At 66.6% G+C, this 21,227-nt stretch carries 17 protein-coding genes and 2 tRNA genes; 6 read left to right on the forward strand and 13 right to left on the reverse strand.

Annotated elements, in window-relative coordinates; genetic code table 11:
• Window positions 1-3: 3 nt before the first annotated feature.
• The 5 genes from hpnE to hpnC are packed head-to-tail and all read right to left on the reverse strand — an operon-like array spanning window position 4 to window position 7,306.
• Complete coding sequence (gene hpnE / locus DFR43_RS01330; RefSeq protein WP_245988782.1) at window positions 4-1,365, reverse strand: hydroxysqualene dehydroxylase HpnE; 1,362 nt, start codon at window positions 1,363-1,365, stop codon at window positions 4-6.
• Window positions 1,362-2,228 carry a presqualene diphosphate synthase HpnD gene (hpnD, locus tag DFR43_RS01335; protein WP_133595550.1) on the reverse strand — a complete coding sequence of 289 codons (867 nt, stop codon included), beginning with the start codon at window positions 2,226-2,228 and terminating at the stop codon, window positions 1,362-1,364. Before hpnD ends, hpnE begins: the two co-directional genes overlap by 4 nt.
• On the reverse strand, window positions 2,225-5,359 hold the full coding sequence (locus DFR43_RS01340; protein ID WP_133595551.1) for an efflux RND transporter permease subunit: 3,135 nt from the start codon (window positions 5,357-5,359) through the stop codon (window positions 2,225-2,227). The genes hpnD and DFR43_RS01340 overlap by 4 nt, the downstream gene beginning before the upstream one ends.
• A gap of 13 nt (window positions 5,360-5,372) precedes the next feature.
• On the reverse strand, window positions 5,373-6,422 hold the full coding sequence (locus DFR43_RS01345; RefSeq protein WP_133595552.1) for an efflux RND transporter periplasmic adaptor subunit: 1,050 nt from the start codon (window positions 6,420-6,422) through the stop codon (window positions 5,373-5,375).
• The gene (gene hpnC / locus DFR43_RS01350; RefSeq protein ID WP_245988784.1) at window positions 6,419-7,306 is read right to left on the reverse strand and encodes a squalene synthase HpnC; all 888 of its coding nucleotides are present in this window, start codon (window positions 7,304-7,306) and stop codon (window positions 6,419-6,421) included. Before hpnC ends, DFR43_RS01345 begins: the two co-directional genes overlap by 4 nt.
• Before the next feature lie 113 nt (window positions 7,307-7,419).
• Between hpnC and DFR43_RS01355 the strand changes: the two genes are divergently transcribed.
• From DFR43_RS01355 to DFR43_RS01365, 3 genes are all read left to right on the forward strand, one after another.
• Window positions 7,420-8,535, forward strand: coding sequence for a YeeE/YedE family protein (locus DFR43_RS01355; protein ID WP_133595554.1), 1,116 nt, complete (start codon window positions 7,420-7,422; stop codon window positions 8,533-8,535).
• Window positions 8,528-9,370, forward strand: coding sequence for a tRNA threonylcarbamoyladenosine dehydratase (locus DFR43_RS01360; protein ID WP_133595555.1), 843 nt, complete (start codon window positions 8,528-8,530; stop codon window positions 9,368-9,370). Before DFR43_RS01355 ends, DFR43_RS01360 begins: the two co-directional genes overlap by 8 nt.
• A 62-nt stretch (window positions 9,371-9,432) precedes the next feature.
• Window positions 9,433-9,508, forward strand: a tRNA-Lys gene (locus DFR43_RS01365).
• Between the two features lie 202 nt (window positions 9,509-9,710).
• On the opposite strand, the gene DFR43_RS01370 is transcribed toward DFR43_RS01365, so the two are convergent.
• From DFR43_RS01370 to metG, 6 genes are all read right to left on the reverse strand, one after another.
• Window positions 9,711-9,787: transfer RNA gene (locus DFR43_RS01370), tRNA-Pro, on the reverse strand.
• Between the two features lie 10 nt (window positions 9,788-9,797).
• Window positions 9,798-11,435 (reverse strand): L-aspartate oxidase, encoded by a 1,638-nt coding sequence (gene nadB, locus DFR43_RS01375; protein WP_133595556.1) that lies wholly within the window; start codon window positions 11,433-11,435, stop codon window positions 9,798-9,800.
• A gap of 10 nt (window positions 11,436-11,445) precedes the next feature.
• Window positions 11,446-12,309: a segregation and condensation protein A gene (locus DFR43_RS01380; RefSeq protein ID WP_133595557.1), complete on the reverse strand. Its 864-nt coding sequence runs from the start codon at window positions 12,307-12,309 to the stop codon at window positions 11,446-11,448.
• Between the two features lie 19 nt (window positions 12,310-12,328).
• Entirely contained in the window at window positions 12,329-12,541 is a 213-nt protein-coding gene (locus tag DFR43_RS01385) for a DUF3460 family protein (protein ID WP_133595596.1), read from the reverse strand.
• Window positions 12,542-12,575: 34 nt separating this feature from the next.
• Window positions 12,576-14,231, reverse strand: a complete 1,656-nt coding sequence (locus DFR43_RS01390) for a SulP family inorganic anion transporter (protein ID WP_133595558.1) — start codon at window positions 14,229-14,231, stop codon at window positions 12,576-12,578.
• 30 nt (window positions 14,232-14,261) lie between these two features.
• A complete protein-coding gene (gene metG, locus DFR43_RS01395) occupies window positions 14,262-16,370 on the reverse strand; it encodes a methionine--tRNA ligase (RefSeq protein ID WP_133595559.1) in 2,109 nt (702 codons plus the stop codon).
• Between the two features lie 102 nt (window positions 16,371-16,472).
• Between metG and DFR43_RS01400 the strand changes: the two genes are divergently transcribed.
• From DFR43_RS01400 to DFR43_RS01410, 3 genes are all read left to right on the forward strand, one after another.
• Entirely contained in the window at window positions 16,473-17,051 is a 579-nt protein-coding gene (locus DFR43_RS01400; protein ID WP_133595560.1) for a Uma2 family endonuclease, read from the forward strand.
• A gap of 174 nt (window positions 17,052-17,225) precedes the next feature.
• Window positions 17,226-18,317: an iron-sulfur cluster carrier protein ApbC gene (apbC, locus tag DFR43_RS01405; protein WP_133595561.1), complete on the forward strand. Its 1,092-nt coding sequence runs from the start codon at window positions 17,226-17,228 to the stop codon at window positions 18,315-18,317.
• Window positions 18,317-18,799 (forward strand): PACE efflux transporter, encoded by a 483-nt coding sequence (locus DFR43_RS01410; protein WP_245988787.1) that lies wholly within the window; start codon window positions 18,317-18,319, stop codon window positions 18,797-18,799. Before apbC ends, DFR43_RS01410 begins: the two co-directional genes overlap by 1 nt.
• A 20-nt stretch (window positions 18,800-18,819) precedes the next feature.
• Here the strand turns inward: DFR43_RS01410 and DFR43_RS01415 are convergent, their stop codons facing one another.
• Window positions 18,820-20,442, reverse strand: a complete 1,623-nt coding sequence (locus tag DFR43_RS01415; protein WP_133595562.1) for a benzoate-CoA ligase family protein — start codon at window positions 20,440-20,442, stop codon at window positions 18,820-18,822.
• 238 nt (window positions 20,443-20,680) lie between these two features.
• Window positions 20,681-21,227 (reverse strand): transposase (locus DFR43_RS01420; RefSeq protein ID WP_164499680.1); only part of this gene is annotated, 547 nt, incomplete at its 5' end.

Consider the following 21,227-nt stretch of genomic DNA (forward strand, 5'->3'; position numbering starts at 1 on the left):
TGTTCAAGGTGCTTTGAGCTGGGCGGCGGTACGCTCGGCCGCTTGAAGCCCACTGCGCACGGCGCCTTCGAGCGTGGCCGGGTAGGGGCCGCTGATGTAGTCGCCGGCGGCGGTCAGCCGTGGAGAGATGGCCAAGTCTGGCCGTTGCAGGCCCGGGGCGCAGACGAAGGTGGCGCGTTTTTCGATGACGGTTTGCAATACCACGGCGTCACGCAGATCCAGTTGATGGGCGGCCTGGGCGACGACGGCGGCCTCGACCTCGGCGCGTTGGAGCTGGCAGGCGCTGGCCACGAAAGCGAGCACTGGACGCCGGTGCAGTGGCTCGGGCCAGTGGATGCCGTCGAGCCGGCTGCGGTGGAACACATACTGGGCTGGCGCCGTGCGGTGGTGGCTACGCAGGGCCAGCATCGGATGGCGGCCCGGCCAGCCGTGGGGCAGCTCGCCTTGCAGATAGACGGTGGCGATGGGTTCGTGGCGCAATGTGCGGGCCTGTGCCAGCCAGTCGGGCGCAACGCCGGGCAAGGTCGCCAGCAGTTCGGGGGCGTCGCTGGCCCCGGTGGCCAGAATCACGTGGTCGGCTTCGAGGTCGCCGGCCGTGGTGACCAGGCGCCAGCGTGTGCGTTCGTCCACGAGCTGGCGCAACCGGGTGCCGTTGCGCAGGCTGGCGCCTTGGGCGTGTAGCCAGTCCACGGCCGCGTCGGGCAGCAGTCGCCCCAAATCCGCGCGTGGCAGCAGCAGCGTGGAGGCGCGCCAAGGGCCAAAGCCCTGGCCCCAGAGGGCGTCGCGCAGCACGGTGAGAAACACTTGGGCGCTGGCTTCGGCCGCCGTGGTGTTGAGCGCGGCCACACACAGCGGCTCGACCAGGTCCTGCATCACGGTGGCGGGCAGGCCGTGGCAGAGCGCGGCCACGCTCAGGTGGGGCGAGCAGGTGAAGCCATCGCGTTGCCAACGCCAGGCATGCGCCATGAAGGCCAGCCGGGCCGAGCCCTCCCAGCCTCGGGCGCAGAGCACCGCGGCCAGGGTGTCCAGCGGGGCGGGCCAGCGCTGGGCCCAGCGGGGCACGGCCAGGCCGCTGCCATCGGCAAACCGCAAGTCCAGCGGCATCGGGTGCAGCACGTCGGTGGGCGATATGCCCACGGTCTGCATGAGCGCCAAGGTGTGCCGGTACGCGCCGATGAGGATGTGCTGACCGTTGTCCAGGGGCAAGCGGGTGCCGTCGGGCAAGGGCACGTCGAGTCGGCGGGCGCGCCCGCCCCAATGGCGTGCCGCTTCAATCAGGCTGACCCGCAGACCGAGTTGCACGCTGCGCACGGCCGCCGCCAGTCCGGCCCAGCCGCTGCCCACGATGGCCACATGGGGCTTCACAGCCGCCCCAGGGCCTGCACTTTCCAGGCCAGCCAGAACTTGCGCAATGGCGTCAGGCTCACGCGCTGGTTCAGCACCAGGTGCGGTTCGGTGGCGATTTCGCGCAGCAGGGTGCGGTAGATGCTGGCCATCATCAGGCCGGGCTTTTGGGAGCGCCGGTCGGCATGGGGCAGCATGGCCAGCGCTTCGTCGTAGCAGCCCAGGGCGCGTTCGATCTGGAAGCGCATGAGCGCACCGAAACGGTCGGGGAACGTGGCGTCGCTGGCCTGGCCGCGCTTGAGCAGTTCGTGGGCCTTCACGTCGAAGCGTTGCAGTTCATTGACGGGCAGGTAGATGCGTCCGCGCAGGGCGTCTTCGCCCACGTCGCGGATGATGTTGGTGAGCTGGAAAGCCAGCCCGAGCCGGTGCGCGTAGGCGGTGGTGGCGGGGTCGGTCTGACCAAAGATGCGGGCGGCCACTTCGCCCACCACGCCGGCCACGAGGTGGCAATAGCGCTGCAGCCCCGCGAAATCCAGATAGCGGGACTGTTCCAGATCCATCTGGCAGCCGTCGATCACTTGCATCAGGTGCGTGGCTTCGATGCCGTAAGCCTTCAGGTGCGGCTTGAGGGCGAGCAGGGCCGGGTGCTCTGGCGGGCCATGCGCCGCATCGAAGCAGCGCAGCACCTGCTGGCGCCACCACTGAAGCTTGGCCTGGGCGACGCCGGGGTCGTGTACTTCATCGACCATGTCGTCGATTTCACGGCAGAAGGCGTAAAAGGCGGTGATGGCTGCGCGCCGCTGCGGTGGCAGAAAGAGGAAGGCGTAGTAGAAGCTGCTGCCCGAGGCGGCGGCTTTGTCCTGCGCGTAGGCTTCGGGGGTCATGCCCGCTCCTTGCCGCGGACCCAGGCCTGACGGCGGCGCATGAAGCTCTGATAGAGCAGCGGCACGACGAAGAGCGTCAGCACGGTGGAGACGGCCAGGCCCCAGACGATGCTGGCGGCCACCGGCCCCCACAGCAGGCTTTGCCCACCCAGCCCGAACGCCAGCGAGGACAGCCCGCCGATGGTGGTGGTGCTGGTGATGAGCACGGGCACCACACGCCGCCGCGCTGCGTAGATGGTGGCGTGCATCACACTCATGCCTTGCTGGAGCCGGTCATTGGCCGCATCGATGAGCACGATGGCCGAGTTCACCGCAATGCCGCTGAGCGCGATCACGCCGTAGAGCGTGTACAGCGACAGCGGGTTGCCCGAAATGGCCAGGCCGAAGGCCACGCCCGTGAAAGCCAGGGGCACCGAGACCAGAATCATCAGCGGCTGGAAGTAGCTGCGGAATTGGGCCGCCAGAATCAGGTAGATCAGTCCCACGCCGAGCAGGAACAGCAAGCCCATGGCGTTGAGGCTTTCTTCGATGTCCTCCAACTCGCCAGAGAAGTCCAGGTCGATGCCGGGGTGGTTCGCCCGGATGCGTTCCCAGCCGGCCTTGATCATGTCGTTGGCGGCCTTGGTGTCGGTGATGTCTTTGTCGAGGTTGGCCTCCACGGTGATGGTGCGGCGCAGGTTGTAGTGGCGGATGAACCCGCGGCCGGGCTGTACCTCCACATCGACCAGTTCTCCCAGTCGGGTGATCTGCCCATTGGGCAGGGCAACGGGTTCGTTGAGCAGTTCGGCCGGGTCTGGCCGCAGATCCAGCGCCGAGGCGCTGCGCACGCGCAGTTCGATCTTGTCGCCCTGGTCCCGGGTGAAGGCGACCGTCTCGCCGTCCACGGCCAGGCGCACCAGCCGCGCCACCTGCTGGGCATTGAGCCCCATGTCGCGCATGGCTTCGCGGTTGAGGCTGAGCTGCAGTTGGGGCCGGCCCGGCAGGTTGTCGTCCTGGATGTCCTTCGTGCCGGGGATGGCCGCCACGAGTTCCTTGATGGCATTGGCCGCTTCCTGGATGCGGTCGAAGTCGTCGCCGCGCACCTTGATGCTGATGGCTTTGCCCGCCGGCGGGCCGCCAGAGAGCACGGTAAAGCTCTTGAGGCCGGGCGTGCTCATGGCCTCGATGTCGGCACGCATGGCTTCGACCACCTCCATCACCTCGCGGGCGTCGTCGGTGCGGGGGTTGAGCGAGACGAACACCTGGCCGTACTGGTCGCCATAGACCGGCTCGGTGTCGGTGAACTTCAGCCCCGCCGTGGAGGTGACGGCCCGGGCCTCGTGGCCTTCTTCGGCCGGGCCCACGCCCCGCAGGTGCCGGCGCACTTCGCGCTCCACGGCCTCGGTGGCCGCCAGCGTCTCTTCCAGCGTGGCACTGGCGGGCATGTCCACGTTCACATAAAACGCGCGCACCGGATCGAACGCAAAGAACTGCACCCGCACGATGCCGGTGACCACCAGCGAGATGGCCAGCCCGATGATGCCCAAACCCACCAGGCCGAAGCGCACGGGGCGGCGCAGCACGTAGGCCAGTGCCTGGGCATAGCGCAGGCGGATGGCGTGGTTGAAGGCGTTGCGCCAGCGCTGCACGCGCGAGGGTTTGTCGAACCGCACGCCGATCACGCTCACATGCACCGGCATCATCCAGAACGCCTCGATGATGGAGATGAGCAGCGCCACCGTCACCACGAAAGGGATGACGAACATGAACTTGCCCACGATGCCGGGCAGCAGCATCAGCGGCAGGAAGGCCGCCAGCGTGGTGGCGATGGAGGCGGTCACCGGCTTCCACACTTCGGCGATGCCGTCCAGACTGGCCTGCAGCACCTGCTGGCCACGCTCCATGCGGTAGTAGATGGCTTCCACCACTACCACGGCATCGTCCACCAGCATCCCCAGCGCGATGACCACACCCAGCAGCACCGAGACGTTGACCGTGTAGTCCAGCGGGGCCAGCAAGGCAAAAGTGCCCATGAGTGAGAATGGGATGCCCAGGGCCACCAGCACGCCGATGCGCCAGCCCAGGAACAGCCAGCACACCGCCAGCACCAGCAGGATGCCGTACAGGGCGTTGGTCTGCATCACGTCGATGGCTTCGCGCGTGGGCACGGTCTGGTCATCGGTCAGCGCCAGTGTCAGCCCTTGCTGCGCGAGGATGGGGTTCTGCTCCTCGATGTAAGCACGCAAGCGGTCCACCAGTTCCAGGGTGTTGACCCGGGCTTTTTTCGTGACCGCCATCGAGATGGTGGGGCGGCCGTCGGAGGAGGCATATTGCGAGGCCGGCGCGCGCGCCTGCTCGATGCGGGCCACTTCACCGAGCCGGGCGCCTGCCCCCGGGCGGCTGGCGGAGGCCACCGGCAGCGTGGCCAGGCTGGCCGGGTCCACTTGCACGCCGCGCAGACTGACCGACCAGGCCCCGTCCTGCGTCTTGAGGGTGCCGGCCGAGGTGTCGCGCCACCAGGCGCGCAGCGCGTCGGCCACGTCCGCCGCCGTGAGGTGGCGCGCCGCCAGGGCCGCCGGGTCGGGGCTGACGAGAATTTCCGGGTCGCGCAGGCCCGACGCAAACACCTGATCGATGCCGCTCATGCGTTCCAGGTCGGACTTGATGCGCCGGGCGTTGACGCGCAGGGTCTCGTCGTCGGCCTGCCCCATCAGGCGAATGGAGGCGGTCGGAAAACCGTTGGAGGTGGTGATTTCGAGGATGCGGGGTTCGCGGGCTTCGGCGGGCAGTTCGCTGGCCGCTTTGTTCTGGATCTCGCGCCGCAGATCGTTCATGCGCTTGTCGAAGGTGCGCTCGTTGATCTCGCGAAAGCGCACCAGCATGCTGGAGACGTTTTCGCGCGAGTTGGAGATGACGAAGCGCACGTCGGCCACGCCCTGGATGGCGTCTTCCAGCGGGTTGGTGATGAGCCGTTCGACGTCTTCCGCGCTGGCGCCGGGGAGCACCGTGGTGATGTTGACCCAGTTGAAGTTGATTTCCGGGTCTTGCTCGCGGGGCATCTGGAGGTAGCTCACCAGGCCGATCAGCATCACCACCACGAAGGCGATGTTGGCCAGCGGGTGGTTGGTCAGCAAGGCGCGCATGAATCGCATCGTGGGCTCCGCGTCAGTCGATGGATTGGCCATCGTTGAGCGCGGCCTGGCCGCGCACCACGATCAGCGTTTCGCCCGGCAGCGCGATGGGAACGGCGCGGCCTTCCTGCGCGTCGGGCAGTGCCACGAAGCGGGCGGTGCGGCCTTCGCGCACGAACACGCCGAGCCGGTTGCCCCGCTTGACCACCAGGCTGGCGGGCACATGCGGGGTGGGGTCCTCCCACCACAGCAGGCCGCTGGTGCCGGGCGGCAGCGCGGCAGGGCCCTCAAAGCCCAGGCGCACCGTCTGGGTGCGGCTGCCGGCTTGCACGGTGCCCGTCACGCGCAGCAGTTTCAGCGCATGCCGCCGGTCTTGCCCCTGGGGTTGGAAATGCACGGCGCTGGCACGGCGCAGTCCGCCGATGTCGGCCGGCGTCACGCTGGCCTGCACCTCCGCCGCCCCGGTTTCGGCCAGCACGAACAAAGGCGCGCCGGGTGCCACCGCCTCACCCAGTTGCGCCATGCGCTGCACCACCGTGCCGGCGAAGGGCGCCCGGATGCTCGTGCGCGCCAACTGGCGTCGGGCCGAGGCCAGTTGCGACTCGGCGGCAGCCAGGTCGGCCCGTTGCAGCGCCACCTCGGTTTCGCGCTGGGCCAGCGCTTCTTGCGAGAAAAAGCCTTGGGTCACCAGTTCACGAGCCCGTGCCAACTGGGCTTCACCCAAGCGCAGGCGGGCCTGGGCGGCCTGCAAGCCGGCTTCGGCGCGTTGAACGGCCAGCTCATAGTCTTGCGGGTCGATCTGCACCAGCAGGGCGCCGCGCGTGACGCTGGCGCCCACATCGGCCGTCCAGCGGGTCACGGTGCCGCCCACCTCGGCGGCCAGCCGAGATTCGTTGCGCGCCATCACTTGCGCCGGCGCCGAGCGCTGGGGCAACTGCCATACCGTGTCCAGCCGGGCGGTTTCGATCGGCACCAGTGGTTGCGTGGCGGCGGGGCCGCAAGCCAGGGCCGCCAGGGCGCCCAGGAACAGGCCAGCCAGCCTGCTGGCAACACGGCCCGCGGGCCAGAAAGGTGCAAAAGTCATGAGCGGGTCTCGTCAGTGTGGGCCTGGGAAGGGGGCAGGGCGGCGGGCCGGCGCCAGGCGCGCCACAGCAGGAGCGGCACGTCGGCGGCGGTCAGGCGCGGGCGTTGCTGCCAGGTGCGCCCATCCAAACTATCGATTTTGTCAAGAATTCGCAGCCCACCTTGTACCACCAGGCGCAATTCCCATCCCACGCGCCCGGGAAGTCGCCGGGCCAGCGGTGCGCCTTGCCGCATCAGCGCACGCGCGTGGGCCGACAGTTCCAACACCATGGCCTCGGCCGGGGGGCAGGGGCGGCCGGCCTGCAGCGTGGCTTCGTCCACGCCGTGGCGATGCAGGCATTCCGTGGGCAGGTAATGCCGTTGGCGGGACAGGTCGATGCGCAAGTCCTGCCAGAAGTTGATCAGTTGCAAGGCGCTGCAAATGGCATCGCTCTGCCGCCAGGCCGCGGGATCGCTCACCCCATAGAGGTGCAGCAGTAGCCGGCCCACAGGGTTGGCCGAACGGCTGCAGTAGTCCAGCAGCGCGGGCATGTCCGGGTAGCGCAGGCCCTCGGCGGTATATCGCACGTCTTGCTCGAAAGCGTCGAGCAGGGCATGGAGCCATTGCGCCGGCAGGGCGTGCCGCTGTATCTGGACCGCCAGCGGGCCAAACACTTCGGGCCAACGCCCGTGAGGGGGCGGCAACGGCGCGGCGCAGGCGCGGCCCAGCTCGGCCCGGTAGGCCTGCAATGCGGCCAGGCGTTGTGGAGCCGGTGCATTCCCTTCGTCGGCCAGGTCGTCGGCGGTGCGGGCGAAGCGGTAGATCGCCACGATCGGGGGACGCAAAGCCGGCGGGCACAGCCACGAGGCGACAGGGAAGTTTTCGTAGTGATCGACGCCTTGCATGAGATTCACCGGGTGAGCCGGATTATGCCCGCGCCCCATGACACGCCTGTGGCTGGGCCGCTTGGCCAAACGGGGCAGGCGGCTCAGGGGCGGCGGCCCCTACAATTCCGGTCATGGAAACTGCCGATATCCAAAGCCTGTATCACCAGGTGCTCTGGGCCGCGCTGGCCGTCGCGTTCGTGTTCGGGGCGGTGGCGCAACGCACCCATTTTTGCACCATGGGGGCCATCAGCGACATCGTCAACATGGGCGACTGGACGCGCATGCGCATGTGGGGCATGGCCGTCGGCGTGGCCATGCTCGGGTTTTATGGCATGGCATGGTTGGGGTGGATCGACCCCTTTCAGACCATCTACACCGGCCCCCGCGTCATCTGGCTGTCGGCCTTGGTGGGTGGGGCGCTGTTCGGGTTCGGGATGGTGCTGGGCTCGGGGTGCGGCAGCAAGACGCTGGTGCGCATCGGCGGGGGCAACCTCAAGTCTTTGGTGGTGTTTGTGGTGATGGGGCTGGCGGCGTTTGCCACGCTGCGCGGCATCACCGCGGTGTGGCGGGTGCAGACGGTCGATCGCGTGGCCTTCGAGATGGAAAGCAGCAATGCCCTGCCGCTGTGGCTGTCGTCGGTCATGGGCTGGAGCGTGCCGAGCAGCGGACTGCTGGTGGGCGGCGTGGTGGGGGTGGGGCTGGTGCTGTGGGCGGCCCTGAATCGCGATTTCCGGGCTTCAGCCGACAACTGGCTGGCTGGCATGGGTATCGGCGCGACCGTGGCGGCTTTGTGGTGGGTGACCGGGCACCTCGGCTTCGTGGAGGAACATCCCGAAACCCTGGAATCGGTATTCCTGGCTTCCAACACCGGGCGCATGGAGTCGCTCACCTTCACGGCCCCGATGGCCTACGTCATCGACTGGCTCATTTATTTCAGCGACGCTTCCAAAGTGCTCACCCTGGGGGTGGTGACCGTGGCGGGCGTGGTGCTGGGGGCTTTCGTGTATGCCGTGGCCTCCGGCACTTTCCGTTGGGAAGGCTTCAGCAGCACCCAGGACACGGCCCTGCACATCGTCGGCGCCATTTGCATGGGGGTGGGCGGGGTGACCGCCATGGGTTGCACCGTGGGGCAGGGCTTGTCCGGCCTGTCCACGCTCAGTCTGACCAGCGTGATTGCCGTCTTGGGCATCGTACTGGGGGCTTTGGGCGGGTTCCGCTTCCAGATGTGGCTGATCGAGCGTGAGTGAGCCCCTCTTGGCACAGGGCGCGGTGGTCGAGGCCGATTTCGAGCGCCGTTTCGGCGGCTTGCGCCGCTTGTACGGCAGCGCCGGGGCGCAGCGGATATTCGATGCGCATGTGGTGGTCGTCGGCATCGGTGGGGTCGGATCCTGGGCGGCCGAGGCGCTGGCGCGCAGCGGCGTGGGCCGCATCACCCTGATCGACATGGACCACGTGGCCGAATCCAACACCAACCGTCAGGTGCATGCCCTCAGCGACACGCTCGGCCAGGCCAAGGTGCAGGCCATGCGCGAGCGCATCGCCCAGATCCATCCTTGGGCCCAGGTGCAAACCTTGGACGACTACGTGGACCGCGACAACTGGTTGGCGCTGTGGGCGCAGGCCAGTGCGATCGGGGTGCCCGATGGCGTCATCGATGCCTGCGACCAAGCGGCGGCCAAAGAGGTGATGGCCGCTTGGGCGATGCAAGCAGGCGCCCGCTTCGTCACCGTGGGCGCGGCAGGCGGAAAGCGGCAGGCGCAAGCCGTGGAGTTGGACGATTTGTCGGCCGTGACGCACGACCCGGTGCTGGCCCGTTTGCGCCACCGCTTGCGCAAGGCGCACGCGGCCCCGCGACAAGGCCCGATAGGGGTGACTTGCGTATTCAGCCGCGAGCCGGTGGCCGCGCCCGCTGGCGCCTGCGAGATGGCGGCCGCTCCGGGCAGCGCCCTCAATTGCCACGGCTACGGCTCCAGCGTCGCGGTCACGGCCACGTTCGGCCTGTGCGCCGCCGGCTGGATGCTGGACAGGCTGGCGGCAGATCCGGGAAAGTCAAAAAATTCTGGGCCTCTTCCAAAACACTGAAAAATCACGCTATAATTTGAGGCTCAGCAAGCAACGAAGTTGATTGCAAAAAATTAAAGGTTGGGTCGTTAGCTCAGTTGGTAGAGCAGCGGACTTTTAATCCGTTGGTCGCAGGTTCGAATCCTGCACGACCCACCAATTCCACTAAAAACAAAGCCCGCCGATGTGCGGGCTTTTTGTATTTCAGGTCTTTGTTTGGTTGTTGTTTTGTGGCCGATGTAGGGGGCGGTCGGTGCAGGGCCAAGGTCTGGGTGAATACAACGTTTGATACAACGGGTGCATCAACATCTGAAAAGAAAAACGGCTTACAGCCTTGCGAGCTGTAAGCCGTTGATTTTTATGGTCGGCGTGGCGGGATTCGAACTCGCGACCCCTTGCACCCCATGCAAGTGCGCTACCAGGCTGCGCTACACGCCGAAGTCCTACATTATAGCGCGATTTTCGCGTGCTCCGGCTGGAGAATGGTGGGGCGTGCTTCGGGCAACAGGTCGGGGTGGTCGCGGCTGAAGTGCAGGCCGCGGCTTTCTTTGCGGGCTTGGGCGCAGCGCACGATCAGGTCGGCCACTTCCACCAGGTTGCGCAGTTCCAGCAAGTCGCGGGTGACGTGGAAGCTCTGGTAGAACTCCTGAATCTCGGCCTTGAGCAGCGCAATGCGGTGGGCGGCACGTTCCAGCCGCTTGTCGGTGCGCACGATGCCGACGTAGTCCCACATGAAGCGGCGCAGTTCGTCCCAGTTGTGGCTGATGACCACTTGCTCGTCTGCGTCGATGACACGGCTGTCGTCCCACGGCCGCACGGGGGGCGGCGTCCAGGGCGGCTGGGCCAGGATGTCGCCGACGGCCGCGCGCGCAAAGACCATGCATTCCAACAAGGAGTTGCTGGCCAGCCGGTTGGCGCCGTGCAGCCCGGTGTAGCTGGCTTCGCCCACCACATACAGGCCCGGCAAATCGGCGCGGGCTTTCAGGTCGGTGACCACGCCGCCGCAGGTGTAGTGCGCCGCCGGCACCACGGGGATGGGCTCGCGGGTGATGTCGATGCCCAGTTCGGCGCAGCGGGCCAGGATGTTGGGGAAGTGTTCGCGCAGGAAGGGGGGCGGCTGGTGGGTGATGTCGAGGTACACGCAGTCCAGGCCGTGTTTTTTCATCTCGAAGTCGATGGCCCGGGCCACCACGTCGCGTGGCGCCAGTTCGGCGCGCGGGTCGTGGTCGGGCATGAAGCGGTGCCCGCCCAGGTGCGCAGGCAGTTTCAGCAAACCGCCTTCACCCCGCACGGCTTCGCTGATGAGAAAGCTCTTGGCCTTGGGGTGGTACAGGCAGGTGGGGTGGAACTGGATGAACTCCATGTTGGCCACCCGGCAGCCGGCGCGCCAGGCGGCCGCGATGCCGTCGCCGGTGGCGGTATCGGGGTTGGAGGTGTAGAGATACACCTTGCCTGCCCCGCCCGTGCACAGCACGGTGTGCGGCGCCACGAAGGCTTCGACTTCATCGGTGCTTTCGTTCAGGGCGTAAGCGCCCAGGCAGCGGCGTGGCGCTGTGGCGTGTTGGGCGTGCTTGTCGCTGAGGATGAGGTCCACCAGGTTGTGGGTTTCGAACACCTGGATGTGGCTGGCCTGGCGCACCCGTTCGATGAGGGTTTGTTGCACGGCGGCGCCGGTGGCGTCAGCCGCGTGCACGATGCGGCGGTGGCTGTGGCCGCCTTCGCGTGTCAGGTGCAGTTCCCCGTCGTGCTCGGTGAACGGGGTGCCCAGCGCGCGCAGCCAGGCGATGGCCGCCGGGGCGTTTTCGACGGTGAAGCGGGTGGCCGCCGGGTCGCACAGGCCGGCGCCGGCCACGAAGGTGTCTTGCACATGGGCATCGAAGCTGTCGCCATCGGCCAACACGGCGGCAATGCCGCCTTGGGCCCAGCCGCTGGAGCCGTCTTCGATGGTGCGCTTGGTGAGGATGGCCACGCGCAAGTGAGAGGGCAGCAGCAAGGCGGTGCTCAGGCCGGCCAGGCCGCTGCCCACGATGAGCACATCGAAATGCCGGGTGGGCGCAGCGGCGCCAGAGGGGGGCTTGTCGTTCATCAGAGGAAAATCAGGCAGGCGTATAGGTCAGGCGCACGTAGATGGGGGCGTAGGCTTCGGCCTGGGTCAGCTCGATGAGCGTTTCTTTGGCCAGCTCCAGCATGGCGATGAAAGTCACCACGATCACCGCCGCCCCTTGGGTGGGGTCGAACAACTCGCCAAATTCCACGAAGCGGCGCCCTTGCAGGCGGCGCAGGATCAGGCTCATGTGTTCGCGCACGCTCAGCTCTTCCCGGGTGATTTTGTGATGTTGCACCAGCTTGGCGCGTCGTAGGATGTCGCGCCAAGCGTCGGCCAGGTCTTGTGGATGCACGTCGGGGAAGCGCGGGGTGAGGGCCTGCTCCACATAGACCTGGGCCCGCAGAAAGTCGCGCCCCAATTGGGGTAGCTCATGGAGGCGCTCGGCAGCCAGTTTGATCTGTTCGTATTCGAGCAGCCGCCGGACCAGTTCGGCCCGTGGGTCCTCGGCCTCCTCCCCATCGTCGCTGACTTTGGGCGGCAGCAGCATGCGGGACTTGATCTCGATGAGCATGGCGGCCATCAGCAGGTACTCGCCGGCCAGTTCCAGGTTGCGGGCGCGCACTTGCTCCACATAGCTGAGGTATTGCCGGGTGACCTCGGCCATGGGGATGTCGAGGATGTTGAAGTTCTGCTTGCGGATGAGGTAGAGCAGCAGGTCCAGTGGCCCTTCGAAGGCTTCCAGAAAGACCTCCAGCGCGTCCGGCGGGATGTAGAGGTCTTGCGGGAGGGTGAACAGCGGCTCCCCGTAAAGCCGGGCCAGCGCCACCTGGTCCACGACTTCGGGCATGCTCTCGGGCAGCGCTTCGGGCGCGGGCAGCGAGAGATCGGCCTCGGGCGGGGGGGCAGCGGTCATTGGGGAGCCCGGCAGAGCGTCAGCGCAGCGAGGGCTCGGTCTGGTACACGTAGGGCTTTTGCTTGACGCGGGCCGCCTGCGCCTGCGCCATGAAGGCGCGGTCGATGGCCTTGTCCCAGAGCAGGGCGCGGCCCTGGCGCTGCTCGGCCTCCAGTTCGGGCCGCTGCTGCTTGAGCGACTCGATGAATTGCGTGGCGTCGGACACGTAGTGCGGGCGGGCGAACAGGTTCATGGCGATGTGGTGAAGTGGCTGCAAAGACAACCCTTCATTGTAGTTCGTCGGCCGGTCTCAGGCGGTCGATGAAGCCGGATCGCTCGATGAGCGAGCGGGCATGTCCATGTAGGCCCGTGATGCTCAAGCGACCGCCGCGCTTGTCCAGTGCTTTGTGGAGTTGCTCCAGCGCGTCCAGGCCCGTGGTGTCGAGCGAGACGAGTTGACTGGCATCGAGCTCCATGTGCAGGCCGTCTGGGGCCCGTTCGGCGGCATCGATCAGGGGGTCGATCTTGGTGACGGCGCCGAAAAACAAAGAACCGTAAAGCCGGAACCGCAGACGTCCATCGACCGACGGCGCCAAGGGTTCGGCCCGGAAGATGTCGCTTTGGCGGCGCACGAACAGCACCACGGCCAGCACCAGGCCCAGTTCAACCGCCACCATGAGGTCAAACACCACCGTCACCACGAAGGTGGACAGCAACATCAGCCGGTAGTGAGGGCTGAATTGACGCAGGCGGGCAAACGCTTTCCATTCGCCCATGTTCCAGGCCACGAACAGCAGGATGCCGGCCAACACCGCCAACGGGATGTGCTTGGCCAGTGGCGCGGCCAACAGCACCACGGTGGCCAAAGTGGCGGCATGGACCATGCCGGCCACCGGCGAAGTGGCGCCGGCGCGGATGTTGGTGACTGTGCGGGCAATCGTGCCGGTGGCGGGCATGCCGCCAACGAAGGGCATCACGGCATTGGCCACGCCTTGCGCCATCAGTTCCTGGTTGGGGTCGTGCTTGGGGCGGTCGCTGAGTTGATCGGCCACGCGGGCGCACAGCAGCGATTCGATGGCCCCCAGCAAGGCCAGCGTCAGCGTGGGCACTACAAGCATCTTGGCCGTCTCCCAAGACAAGGGCGGCCATTGGAAGGCCGGCAGGCTTTTGGGGATGCCGCCAAACCGCGAGCCGATCGTCTCCACCGGCAAGGCCAGGGCCCAGGCCAGCCAGGATAGCCCCACCAGCGCGATAATGGGCGCCGGAACCCGAGAGACTGCCTGCAGCGTGCTGCTGCGGTCGATGCCGGCCAGCTTTTGCCGAAACACCGAGTCGCTCTGCCACAGCCGGGGCCAGAGAAACAGCAGCGCCATGCAGCCTATGGCCAAGCCGAAGGCCGATGGGTTGAAGCTGTCGATATGGTTGGCCAAGACACCGATTTGGTGGAAGAAGTCGGCCGGCATTTTTTCCACCTGCAGGCCCAGCACGTCGCGCAACTGCGACAGCGCGATCAGCACGGCGATGCCGTTGGTGAACCCAATGACCACGCTGACAGGCACGTAGCGCACCAGGGTGCCGAGGCGGAACAGTCCAAGCAGAAACAGCAAGATCCCCGCGCCCAGCGTGCAAATGAGCAGGCTGGGCAGCCCGTAGCGTTCCACGATGCCATAGACCACCACGATGAATGCGCCAGCCGGCCCGCCGATTTGCACCGACGACCCGCCGAGGGCCGAAATCAGAAAGCCGGCGATGATGGCCGTCCACAGGCCAGCTTCGGGCTTGAGACCGCTGGCGATGGCAAACGCCATGGCCAAGGGCAAGGCCACGATGCCGACCGTGGCGCCGGCGCCGATGTCTTTGGCCAGTCGTTGGCGGTTGTAATCCCGAAGATCTGCCAGTAGGCGGGGACGAAACGTGGCGAGCTTGGGCATGACAGAGGCCATGCCCGAGATATTACACCCGCCGAGCCAGGGTCAGCGCACCCGCATGCCCGGCTGGGCCCCCGGCCAGGGGTGGAGCACGTAGATGCCCGGCTGGCTTTGTTCGTCGGCATGGCTGGCGGCCAGTACCATGCCTTCGCTGACGCCGAACTTCATCTTGCGCGGGGCCAGATTCGCCACGACCACCGTGAGCTTGCCCACCAAATCCTCGGGCCGGTACATGCTGGCGATGCCGCTGAAGACGTTGCGCGTGCGGCCTTCGCCAACGTCCAGCGTCAGGCGCAGCAGCTTGGTGGAGCCTTCGACCGCTTCGCACGCCTCGATGCGGGCGATGCGCAGATCGATCTTGGCAAAGTCGTCGATGGAGATGGTCTCGGCCATCGGCTCGCCACCGGGGACCGCTGGCGCCGCTGGTGTGGCTGCCGGCGCGGCGGGGGGCTCGAACAGCGCTTCGAGCAGCTTGACATCCACCCGCTGCATCAAGTGCTGATACGTGCCGATGGTGTGGCCCGCCCCCAGCGCCACGGTGGCGTTGGCATAGGTCAGGGGTTCGCAGCGCAGGAAGTCCTCCACCTGAGCCGCCAGCGCGGGCAGCACGGGTTTGAGCAGCGCGGTCAGCACCCGGAAGCATTCGATGCAGGTGGTGCACACATCGTGAAGCCGGGCCTCCATGCCCGCCTGCTTGGCCAGTTCCCACGGCTTGTTGGCGTCCACGTATTCGTTGACCCGATCGGCCAACGCCATGACTTCGCGCACGGCTTTGCCGTACTCGCGCTCGGCCAGCAACTCGGCCACTCCCGGGACGGCTTGCTGCAGCGCATCCAGCAGCGTTTCGCCATCGGCCGAGATGGTGCCCAGCTGCCCGCCAAAGCGCTTGCCGATGAAGCCGGCGGCGCGCGAGGCGATGTTGATGTATTTGCCAATCAGGTCGCTGTTGACGCGGGCCACGAAATCGTCGGGGTTGAAGTCCACGTCTTCCACCCGGCTGTTGAGCTTGGCCGCCAGGTAGTAGCGCAGCCACTCGGGGTTGAGGCCCAGGCGGAGGTATTTCAGCGGGTCGATGCCCGTGCCGCGGCTTTTGCTCATTTTCTGGCCGCCGTTGACGGTGATGAAACCGTGCACATTGACCTGGGTGGGCGTCTTGCGGCCGCTGAAATGCAGCATGGCCGGCCAGAACAGGGTGTGGAAGTAGGTGATGTCTTTGCCGATGAAGTGCACCTGCTCCACGGCAGGGTCGGCCACAAACTCGTCGTAGGACTGCGTGGTGCGCGACGGCGCGTGCCAGTGATTCGCGGCCTGACCCTTGTCGAAGTGGTTTTTCAGGCTGGCCAGGTAGCCGATGGGGGCGTCGAGCCAGACGTAGAAGTATTTGCCGGGGGCGTCGGGGATTTCGATGCCGAAATAGGGCGCATCGCGCGAAATGTCCCAGTCGCCCAGGCCGCCGTTGCCTTGCTCGTCTTTGGCGAACCATTCCTTGATTTTGTTGAGCACCTCGGGTTGCAGCCGCCCGGGCTCGGCGGTCCAGTTTTCCAGGAATTCGATGCAGCGCGGGTCCGACAGCTTGAAGAAATAGTGTTCGGAGCTGCGCAGCACCGGCGTGGCGCCGGACAGGGCCGAATAGGGGTTTTTCAGTTCCGTGGGGGCATAGACCGCGCCGCAGCTTTCGCAGGAGTCGCCGTACTGGTCTGCCGCGCCGCACTTGGGGCACTCGCCCTTGATGAAGCGGTCGGGCAGGAACATGGCCTTCTCGGGGTCGAAGAACTGTTCGATGGTCCGGGTGGCAATCAGGCCGTTGGCCTTGAGGTCGAGGTAGATGCGCTGGGCCAGCTCGTGGTTTTCGGGGCCGTCGGTGCTGTGCCAGTTGTCGAACCGGATGTGAAAGCCATCCAGGTACTGCGCGCGGCCCGCTGCGATTTCGGCGACGAACTGTTGTGGCGTCTTGCCGGCTTTTTCGGCCGCGATCATGATCGGGGCGCCGTGCGCATCGTCGGCGCCGACGAAGTGCACCTCGTGCCCGTGCATGCGCTGCATGCGCACCCAGATGTCGGCCTGGATGTATTCCATGATGTGGCCGATGTGAAAGTGCCCATTGGCGTAGGGCAGGGCGGTGGTGACGAAGAAGCGGCGGGGAGTCGAGGACATGCGCGAGCCTGGGATGCGTGGCAGAAGTAAGCCGTGGATTTTATCGGGTGGCCCGGCTATGATGCGGCGTGTTGTCTTGCGATCGTCCAACCACTGCACGCCATGGGCCTGCCTGCTGAAAAAACCCGCTTCACCGCCGAGGACTACCTGCAATGGGAGGCCGGTCAAACCCTGCGCCATGAATACGTCGATGGCGAGGTGTTTGCCATGGCCGGGGCCGATGACCGGCATGTGACGGTCAGCCTCAATGCGGCGATGGCCCTGCGCCAGCACCTCAGCGGCACGCCTTGCCGCACCTACATGGCCGACATGAAGCTGCATGTGCAGGCGGCCAACAGCTTCCACTATCCGGATGTGATGGTGACGTGCAGCCCCGCCGACGCGCAAGACCGGCTGGTCAAGCGCGAGCCGCGGCTGCTGATCGAGGTGCTGTCGGAATCCACCGCGGGGTACGACCGCGGCGCCAAGTTCGGCTTCTACCGTCTGTTGCCCAGCTTGCAGGAGTATGCGCTGATCGATCCGCAGGACCGCACCGTGGACGTATACCGCAAAGGGCCCGATGGCTTGTGGGTGCTGCACCCCTTTGCGGCCGGCGCCACCGTGCGGCTCGACAGCGTGGGCCTGGATTTGCCGGCCGTCATGCTGTTTGCCGAGGTGGACGACGCGCCTGCGGCGGCTTGACCCCGGGTTGGGGCCTGCCCTTAGACAGGCCCATCGGCCCGCGCACGGCCATGTCATTTCCACGTGCGCGCGGCGCGTAAGCCCGACGGGCGTAGGCTCTATCGCATCTGGGCTGGGCGCTCTGCGGCGCCCTCTGCGACAATCGTTGCCCACGCTTCCAGAGGAGAGATCACGTTGGCTATCGAAACCCAAGCGCTCTTGCAGGCCTTGCAGGCCGTCACGGACCCCCATACGGGCAAAGACTTCGTCACCACCAAGGCCCTGAAAAACCTGCAGGTGCACGGCACGGACGTGTCGTTCGACGTGGAGCTGGGCTACCCCTGCCGCAGCCAGCATCCGGCCTTGCGCCAAGCGCTGGTGGCTGCGGCCAAGGCGGTGCCCGGGGTGGGCAATGTGTCGGTGCAGCTGCACACCAAGGTGATCGCCCATGCGGTGCAGCGGGGCGTGCAATTGCTGCCGCAGGTGCGCAACATCATTGCCGTGGCCTCGGGCAAGGGCGGGGTCGGCAAGAGCACCACGGCGGTCAACCTGGCGCTGGCGCTGGCGGCCGAAGGGGCCCGGGTGGGACTGCTGGATGCCGACATTTACGGCCCCAGCCAGCCGATGATGATGGGCATCGAAGGGCGGCCCGAAAGCCTCGACGGCCAGACCATGGAGCCGCTGGAGAACTATGGCGTGCAGGTCATGTCCATCGGTTTTCTGGTGGACAAGAACGAAGCCATGATCTGGCGCGGCCCCATGGCCACCCAGGCGCTGGAGCAACTGTTGCGCCAGACCCATTGGAAAGATCTGGACTACCTGATCGTGGACATGCCGCCGGGCACCGGCGACATTCAGCTGACGCTGGCGCAGCGCGTGCCCATGACGGGTGCTGTCATCGTCACCACACCGCAGGACATTGCCCTGCTGGACGCGCGCAAGGGCGTTCGCATGTTCGAGAAGGTGGGCGTGCCGATTCTGGGCATCGTTGAGAACATGGCCGTGTACTGCTGCCCCAACTGTGGCCACACCGAGCACATCTTTGGCGCCGATGGCGGCCAGCGCATGGCCCAGGAATACGGCGTCGATTACCTGGGGGCGCTGCCATTGAACATGCAGATTCGCCTGCAGGCCGACAACGGTCAGCCAACCGTGGTGGCCGATCCCGATGGCGAAATCGCCGGCATCTACAAGGCCGTGGCGCGGCAGGTGGCCATCACCGTGGCCGGCAAGGCCAAGGACTTTTCGGCCAAGTTCCCGACCATCAAGATCTCCAAGGACACGTGATGGCCCCGGGGCAGACGGCAGTGGTGGCCCAGCCGCCCTGGTGGCGGCGCATGGGGCCGCGCACGCGGCGGGTGGTTCAGGCCGTGCTGTACGAGACGTTTGCGGTGCTCATCGTCTCGGTGGCGCTGGCCTGGGTGTTTCGTGAGCCGGCGCATTCGGCGTTGGGCCTGGCATTGTTGACTTCGGGCATTGCCTTGGCGTGGAACTATGTGTTCAACGGCCTGTTCGAGCGCTGGGAACGCCGCCAGAGGGTCAAAGGCCGTACCTGGCAGCGCCGGGTGGCGCATGGCCTGGGGTTTGAAGGGGGCCTGGCCATTTTGCTCGTGCCGGTGATGGCGTGGTGGCTGCAAACCTCGCTGTGGGTGGCCTTGGTGGCCGATCTGGGGCTGCTGGTGTTCTTTTTCTTCTACACCATGGTGTTCACCTGGGTGTTTGACAAGGTGTTTGGCCTGCCCCAGTCGGCTTTGCAGCATCCGGACTGAACCGGGTGCAAGCGCCGGGGCTATCGAGGCTGCCCGGCGCGGTGGGCTTCCAGGTCACGCAGCTTGAAGCGCTGGATTTTGCCGGTCGCGGTTTTGGGCAGTTCCTCCACGAACTCGATGAACCGCGGGTATTTGTAGGGAGCCAGTCGTTCCTTGACGAAGGCTTTGACCTCGTCTTCGCTCAGCACATGCCCGGGCTTCAGAACGATGAAGGCTTTGGTCTTGACCAGGCCGTCGCTGTCGGTCTTGCCGATGACGGCGGCTTCCAGCACGGCGGGATGCTGCACGAGCGTGGCTTCCACCTCGAAGGGGCTGACGTAGATGCCGCTGACTTTGAGCATGTCGTCGTTGCGGCCCGCGTAGGTGTAGTAGCCTTCGGCGTCGCGGCTGTATTTGTCGCCGCTTTTGGTCCATTCGCCGCGAAAGGTGTCGCGGGATTTCTCGCGGTTGTGCCAGTACATGAGGGCGGCGCTGGGCCCTTTGACGTACAGGTCACCGATGTCGATGGATCCATCGGCATTGGGCGGCAGAGACAGGCCGTCTTCGCCGCGCAGTTCCACCTCGTAGCCCGGCACCGGCTTGCCGGTGGTGCCGTAGCGCACGTCCCCGGGGCGGTTGGACAGGAAGATGTGCAGCATTTCGGTGGAGCCGATGCCGTCAATGATCTCGGCGCCGAAGCGCGCCGTCCAGCGTTCGCCGATGTCGCGCGGCAGGGCTTCGCCAGCGGATGAGCACAGGCGCAGGGCCACTTCGCTGCGTGGCGGCAGATCGGGGTGGGCCAGCATGCCACCGTAGCCGGTGGGGGCCCCATAAAACACGGTGGGCTTGCGGCCGGCCAGGGTGGGCGTGCGCCCTGTCAGGCGGGCGAACACGGCGGGCGGGGTGGGGCGCTCGGCCATCAGCACCACCGTCGCGCCCACGCTCAAGGGGAAACTCAGGGCGTTGCCCAAGCCGTAGGCAAAAAACAGCTTGGCCGCAGAGAAGACGGTGTCGGCTTCGGTCAAGCCCAGCACAGGCTTGGCATACAGCTCGGCGGTCCAGTACAGGTTGGCCTGGGTATGGACCGTGCCTTTGGGCCGCCCGGTGGAGCCACTGGAATACAGCCAGAAGGCGGCTTCATCGGCCAGGGTGGGAACGGGTTGGGTGAGGGGGGCTTGTCGGGCGAGCAGCGCATCGAGCGCCAGCACGGGCAGGCCGCTGCGGCTGCTCAGCCCTTCAGAGGGGCGAGGCACGACGAGGTGCTGGATTTCATGTGGCCCCTGGGCCAAGGCGGATTCCAGCGTGGGCAGCAGGGGTTCGGACACCAGCGCGGCCTGGGCGCGGCTGTGGCGCAGCATGTAGGCATAGTCTTCGGCGGTCAGCAGGGTGTTGAGGCACACCGGCACGATGCCGGCATACAGGCCGCCCAAGAAGGAAACGATCCATTCGTTGCAGTCGTGCATCAGCAGCAGCACGCGCTCCTCACGCCGCAGCCCCAGCGACTGCAGGGCGGCGGCCATGCGTTGCACCTGTTCGGCCAATTCGCCGTAAGTGAGTTGGCCGTGATCGTCGATCAGGGCCGCTCGAGCGGCGCGGCCGGCGTTGCGCTGCATCAGGTCGTGTGCAAAGTTGTACTCGGCAGGTGGGGCGGGCGGCAAGGTCATGGGGGTCTCCTCGGCTCAGACAACGGTATCTCAGGCAACGGTATGTGGATGGAAGCAGGGCTTTCAGGCGGTTCAGGGGGCCCAGGCAACGGCCTGCGCTTGCCAGGCGTCCAATGCGGCGGTGCTGGCTTGCACGGCGCTGCGGCGATGGTAGAAATGCAGGGCACGCAAGCCCCCGAGTTCTTCCCCGCCGCCGGCTCGGCCGGCTCCATGTCGTTTCGTGTGGAAAGCAACACCGTCACTGGGGCATCGCCGGCGCGAACGGGCTGGCCGGCAGGTGCTTGAGCTTGGACATGCGCAGGTAGGCGATGGCGATGAAGTTCTGGCTCGTCCTGAAGCCGCGCGCGGCGCGCTTGGCCTGTTGTAGCAACCCGTTCATCGCCTCGACGAAGGCGTTGCTGCGGTGATCGACCATCCCGCGCACGACGGCGTCGAAGCGCTCCTTGAGCGTGGCCGCCAGCTTCTTGAACGGCTCGAGCCGGCAGCGCCGCGCCCAGCTCAGCCAGGCCCTGAGGTCGGATGCGGCCTGCTCGATGCTGTTGTGCGCTGTGGCCCGTGCGTACACCTCGCGCAGCGCCATCTTCAGCCGCCACGCCCGCGCGCTCTTGAGCGTCGAGCGCTGCAGCCAGTGCATGGCATCGAGCTGGCGGGCGCTCCAGCTGCTGGGGTTGCGCCGCATGCCCCACAGCAGCTGCCTGAGCGTCTTACGCTGGCCAGTGCCCAGCGCGGCTCGCACCGCCTGCGCGTCGGTGGCCATCTCCGCGCGGCGCACCTGGTCCATCGCC

This window comes from Tepidicella xavieri (assembly GCF_004363315.1).
GTDB lineage: Bacteria > Pseudomonadota > Gammaproteobacteria > Burkholderiales > Burkholderiaceae_C > Tepidicella > Tepidicella xavieri.